General features: G+C 43.8%; 3 protein-coding genes. 2 read left to right on the forward strand and 1 reads right to left on the reverse strand.

The window, feature by feature from the left end; all coding sequences use genetic code 11:
* The first annotated feature begins 82 nt into the window (after positions 1–82).
* A complete protein-coding gene (locus AC4II3_RS30790; RefSeq protein WP_488017348.1) occupies positions 83–991 on the forward strand; it encodes an ATP-grasp domain-containing protein in 909 nt (302 codons plus the stop codon).
* A 167-nt stretch (positions 992–1,158) separates the two neighbouring features.
* The gene (locus tag AC4II3_RS30795) at positions 1,159–4,686 is read left to right on the forward strand and encodes a two-partner secretion domain-containing protein (protein WP_488029777.1); all 3,528 of its coding nucleotides are present in this window, start codon (positions 1,159–1,161) and stop codon (positions 4,684–4,686) included.
* 10 nt (positions 4,687–4,696) lie between these two features.
* Here the strand turns inward: AC4II3_RS30795 and AC4II3_RS30800 are convergent, their stop codons facing one another.
* Positions 4,697–5,506 (reverse strand): TIGR03943 family putative permease subunit, encoded by an 810-nt coding sequence (locus AC4II3_RS30800; protein WP_488015855.1) that lies wholly within the window; start codon positions 5,504–5,506, stop codon positions 4,697–4,699.
* Between the last annotated feature and the right edge of the window lie 122 nt (positions 5,507–5,628).

The raw sequence follows: 5,628 nt of genomic DNA on the forward strand, positions 1-5,628 counted from the left end.
ACCCACCCCTAACCCCTCCCAGGAGGGGAACGGGAATCGGGAATCGGGAATCGGGGGAATAGTTTGGGGAGAGGAGAGAGAAATGAGAGTAATATTTTGCGATCGCGTTTTTGAGCATAAACTGATAGAACCTGATTACGAAGACGAGAGAAAAGCTGCTATTGGAGCTGGCTTCAAAACTTCCCTCTTCAGCTTTGAAGACTTGACTGATGGCAAGGTAGGTCGTGCATTAAGGTATGTGGAAAATGCCGAAGTTGAGGAATTAGCTATTTATCGTGGATGGATGTTAACGCCTTCATCCTATGGGTTACTTTATGATGGACTTTTAAACAAGAATCTCAAACTTATCAATACTCCAGCAGAATTCAAATATTGTCACTATTTACCTGAGTATTATCCAAAAATAAAGGCTTTAACTCCAAAATCGAATTGGACAGTGGGTCAGGAAATGACTAAGTTTGAAGTGATTAATTCCCTGACCGATGAGTTTGGCAACGCTCCTATTATTGTAAAGGATTATGTAAAATCAGAAAAGCATAACTGGCATGAAGCCTGCTTTATTCCAGATGCATCCAATAAAGATAACGTTAAGAAGATAGTAGAAAGGTTTATAGAGCTGCGAGGTTCGGCATTGAATGAAGGGCTGGTGTTCCGCAAATTTGAACAACTGGAATTTTTAACAAAACATTCAAAAAGTGGTATGCCATTGACCAAAGAGTATAGACTATTCTTTGTTTTTGGCAAATTGGTAAAACTGTTTAATTACTGGGATGAAGGTGACTATGGTGATACAATACTAGACCTCACGCCTTTTATTGAAGTTGCCAAAGCAATAGATAGTAATTTTTTAACCATGGATATTGCTAAGAAGACTAATGATGATTGGATTATTATGGAGCTTGGTGATGGTCAAACAGCTGGGCTTCCGGATAATGCCAACAAGGAGGAATTTTATATGAAAATGAACAAAAATATCCGGCAGCATGTTTAATGTCAGCACTCAGGAGTCAGTGTTTGGCCTTGGCCGTTGGCCACGCTACGGGAATGGCTGATAGCTGAATGCTTACAATTACATCAACCGATTTATTGATAGAATAACTCTAACGCGATGCGACCCAGGAGCCGCTAAGCGAACGCAAAAAATAACTTGAACTGAATATGGGAGCAGGAAAGCGGGTGCTCACCCTTACCAGAAGCTTGGCTACAGCAATGTCGCTCACTCTGGGTGGGGTAACTGTAGGTATTTCGGGAAACTATGCCTTGGCTGACATAGTTCCGGATGGGACATTGGGTGCAGAAGGGTCTGTGGTAATACCTAATACCACTGTCCGAGGAGAAATAGGAGATGTGATCGAAGGTGGCGCAACACGAGGGGCTAACCTATTTCACAGTTTCCAGGAATTTAATGTTGGGGAACTACAACGGGTTTATTTTGCTAATCCTTCTGGTATCGACAATATTTTAACACGGGTAACCGGGGGGAATCTATCCAATATTCTCGGCACTTTGGGAGTAGATGGATCAGCTAATCTGTTTTTGCTCAATCCCAATGGTATTGTGTTTGGATCCCAAGCCAGATTAGATGTCGCTGGTTCGTTTTTTGCGTCTACTGCTAATAGTTTGGTATTCGGTGATGGGCAAGAGTTTAGTGCCACATCCCCACAAGCCCCGCCACTGTTAACCATTAATATTACTCCAGGATTGCAGTATGGCCAAGATGACCCCAGGACAACAATTACAAATGCTGGGAATTTAGCAGTAGGACAAGATTTAACTCTCGCGGCTGGCAACCTGGATTTACAGGGTCAACTGGAGGCTGGTCGGAATGTGACTCTGTTGGCAGAAGATACGGTCACCATTAGCGATAGTGTAGCGCAACCCTTGAGGGTGTCAGCAGGTGCTTCGCTGTTAATTGAGGGGAATCAGTCAATTAATATTACAGCAAATAACCATTCCGATAGCGGTTTATTGGCTGCTAATGATTTACAGTTGCGATCGCAAAATCCCATCGCAGGGGATGCTAACTATACCGTTGGCGGAAATCTCACCATTGAGCAGTTGGATGGGTCACCTCTGACGTTAGTCAGTGTGCAGGATCCCATTATTCTGGCCAATGGGGATGTCAGTTTAGGAAACTATACCGGAGCATCATTGCATATTTTGGCAGGAGGGAGTGTTACCGTTGGTGACATCGAAATTAACTCTACCGATACAGCTAACAAAGGGATTAGCCCTAATAACTCCAATCCGTTCTTGGCTAGTCTAGCCAATGTGACCTTATCGGACAAAGCGGGAACCTCTGTAGTGATTGATGGCAGTAACAAACCTACCTTAGATATCCGGGCTGGCATCGATTGGACATTACTGGGCGGTTTTCCAGGAAATACTGATAGTGGTAACCTTGCGCCTAACTTTGGCAGTGCTGCTACTAGTGCAAATATCGAAATTGGCGAGGTCTCGATTAATGTTCCCAATGGACTGGTATTGTTAACGAATCAGTATCAACCTAACCCATCCTTAGTTAGTGATACCCTTAAAATTAGTTCAATTCTGACTGGTGACGGTACGGATAAAAATAACTTCAAGATATTGAATAGCCAGAGGTTTTCAGGAAATGGTGGCTCGGTCTTGATTGATTATCGTGGTGGGATTGAAATAAGCGAACGGATTGATGCCTCTTCCGCTTCTGGGACAGCAGGGGATATTACCTTGATTACAAATGGTCAAATATCCCTTGAAAGTGACAAAAGTTTCATTATTAGCAATACCTTTGGCACCGAAAAAGCTGGGGATATCACTATCGATACTGGGTCACTCTTTGCCACAGGCGGTGCTCAAATCGAAACCAGTACCTTTGGTCAAGCAGATGCTGGGAAAATTACCATTGTTGCGGATGACACAGTTACCTTTGACGGATTATCACCAGATCGACGAAAGACATTCACTGATCGAGTAACTGGTCCAGTCAATATTATCAGAGAAGGTGCCGAAGGTAACAGTGGTGGTATTTCGATTAGCACAGGTTCCTTGTTTGTAACTGGTGGCGCTCAAATGCAAGTCAGACTTGGAGATCTATCGCCCAATGACGACTCCATTGGTAACTCCGGGAATATTGAAATTTTTGCCCGTGATCAAGTGACCTTTGGCGGTATCGGAAGTGCCCAATTTGGTACTGCTGTCACTAGTGTGGAGGGAGGAGGTATAGGTAATGCTGGTGATATTAAGATTGAGGCAAGGTCTGTTATTTTAACTAATGGCTCGCTGCAATCCAACACCCTAGGGAAAGGGGATGCAGGTGAGGTAGAGATTTTTGCTACGGAGACAGTCACCTTGGATAAAGGTCCTCGTTCTATCCTCAGTAGGGTTAACAAAACGGGCGAGGGTAATAGCGGCGATGTCTCCATAGAAACTGGGTCACTTTTTCTAACCAATGGTGCTGGCATTATTTCTGATATAGTAGGAAAAGGAAATGGGGGTAAGGTGACAATTAAGGCAGATCAGGTCATCTTAGATGGGATAAGGAGTGATGACAACCCCCTTGAGTGCGATAGATCTGCATGTCCGAGTGGTGTATTCAGTAGTGTGTCATCAGGAGGGATAGGCAATGGTGGTGAGATTGAAATTAAAACTAACTCCATTTCTATGACTAATGGTGGGAGCATAGATGCTAGCACGAACGGCAATGGGAGAGGTGGAGATATTATATTAACCACCAATACACTAACTGTTAATGATGGAGTCATTTCCAGCGCTGCAGGAGATCAAGCGACTGATCAAGCCGGTACAATCACCATACATACTGATTCCCTGAAGGTTGAGGATGAAGGGATAATAACCGTAACCAGCGATAAAGGGATAGCTGGCAATTTGATAATTAATGCTAATTCTTTGTTGCTCAACAATGGAACACTAGAAGCTAAAACTGCTCAAACTCCCACAACTGGTGAACCAGGAGCAAATATCACACTAAACATATCAGACCTAATACAGATCAAAAACGAAAGCCTGATATCCGCAGAGGCTTTAGAGGCTTTATCAGATGCTAACGGAGGTAATATAACTATTGATAATAACCGTAATGATAATCCTAATGATGACCCATTACTAATTGCTTTTCCCGCAACTAGTGGTAATGGTAGCGATATCATTGCTAAAGCTCCCATGGGTCAAGGAGGTAATATAATTATCAATGCCTTCAGCATCTTTGGTGATATTGAAGAGCGCCCAGCTTTACCAGATAATGGCACCAATGATATAGATGCGACTGGTAGCACAGACGGTGATGTAACTCTCAACACTAACAATGACTTTCTGGAGCGCGAACCAAACAGCTTACCCACGGAACCGGGCAAGGCTCAATTTGACCAGGGCTGTCAACCGGGTAATAGCACTGGCAGTAGGTTGATCAATACTGGACGTGGCGGCTTACCCCCTCGCCCAGGTGAAATTAGCAGCAATAGCCATTGGGAAGACCTACGCCGCCCCTCTGCTCGTGGACGTTATCGCTCCCGTACGGCATTGGTGAATCCCCCCGTTAAGCCCCCCACTACCCCTAAGCCAAAACGGATTATAGAAGCTCAAGGCTTGATGATTGATGCTGATGGCAATATCTTTCTGACCGCTAATCCAACTACCGTGACACCAAATGGGTCTTGGCGGTTGTCTGGAAAGTGTGGGGAAATGTAGTGTGGGAAGTTTAGTAATAATAAGGATTTTCCGGTTCAGGAATTTTCTTAATCCCACTGGCTTCAATCACCAGCTGGCGTTTATCATCCAGGGTTTCAGTAATCATGTTACCTTCAACCTCGATCCAAGTATCAGACGGATAATCATTACGGTTTTCATTAAGTTTTACTGGCAAACCTAAAGGATAAGCGTCAGCAGCACAACAGGTAATCACAAACCGAGAAATTAAGAGATGGTCTGGAGGGAGATTAGGAGGAATGACTACAAAACCATCGACTTTTACCTTTTGACCGGTATAGGCATCGGGTTCAGGATAAACATTCAAAAGCTTGATCCATTCAATTAGGGTGCGCTTCTCAGGATTGCTAGCACTACGAAAGGATTGCGGTTGCGATCGCGTTATGGTGGGGGCGTCGGCAATACCCCGGTGTAGTGCGGTTTGGCTAGTAAATGCTTTGGGTGTAACGATTAAACCAACCATTGCCGTAGCGATTAGGAAGCCACTACTCCAACTAGGGGGAAATAAGGTTGTATGTTGAACAGCTGGCCTAGTTACTCCCTTACCTAAGCGGTGTTGACGCTCTAACTTCAGCAGTTGGGATAACCTCAAACCTGATATTAACAATAAAATTAAACCAGTGATAACTACCAAGCTAAAGTAATTGGGATGAATTAATAAGCTTAACTCACCAGTTAGCCAGGATTTCAACAATAAAACTCCCCATAACGCTAAAGCAATTACTTCTAAAAGAGGAATTGACCAGTTTCTTCTGTAAGATTTTTTTCTGGACAAACGTCCTGAATGGTGAGATGGATTCATCAATTAAGAATTAATAATTTAGAATTAAGAATTTAGAATTTAGAATTAAGATTCGGGAGTCGGGAGTCGGGAGTCGGGAGTCGGGAGTCGGGAGTCGGGAGTCGGGGTTAAGAGTTTGAGGC

The organism is Moorena sp. (genome assembly GCF_982860115.1).

Bases quoted from the DNA above. Each gene is read 5' to 3' on its own strand.
- AC4II3_RS30790 (WP_488017348.1), top strand. From the start codon at position 83: ATGAGAGTAATATTTTGCGATCGCGTTTTTGAGCATAAACTGATAGAA.
- AC4II3_RS30800 (WP_488015855.1), bottom strand. From the start codon at position 5,506: ATGAATCCATCTCACCATTCAGGACGTTTGTCCAGAAAAAAATCTTAC.
- AC4II3_RS30795 (WP_488029777.1), top strand. From the start codon at position 1,159: ATGGGAGCAGGAAAGCGGGTGCTCACCCTTACCAGAAGCTTGGCTACA.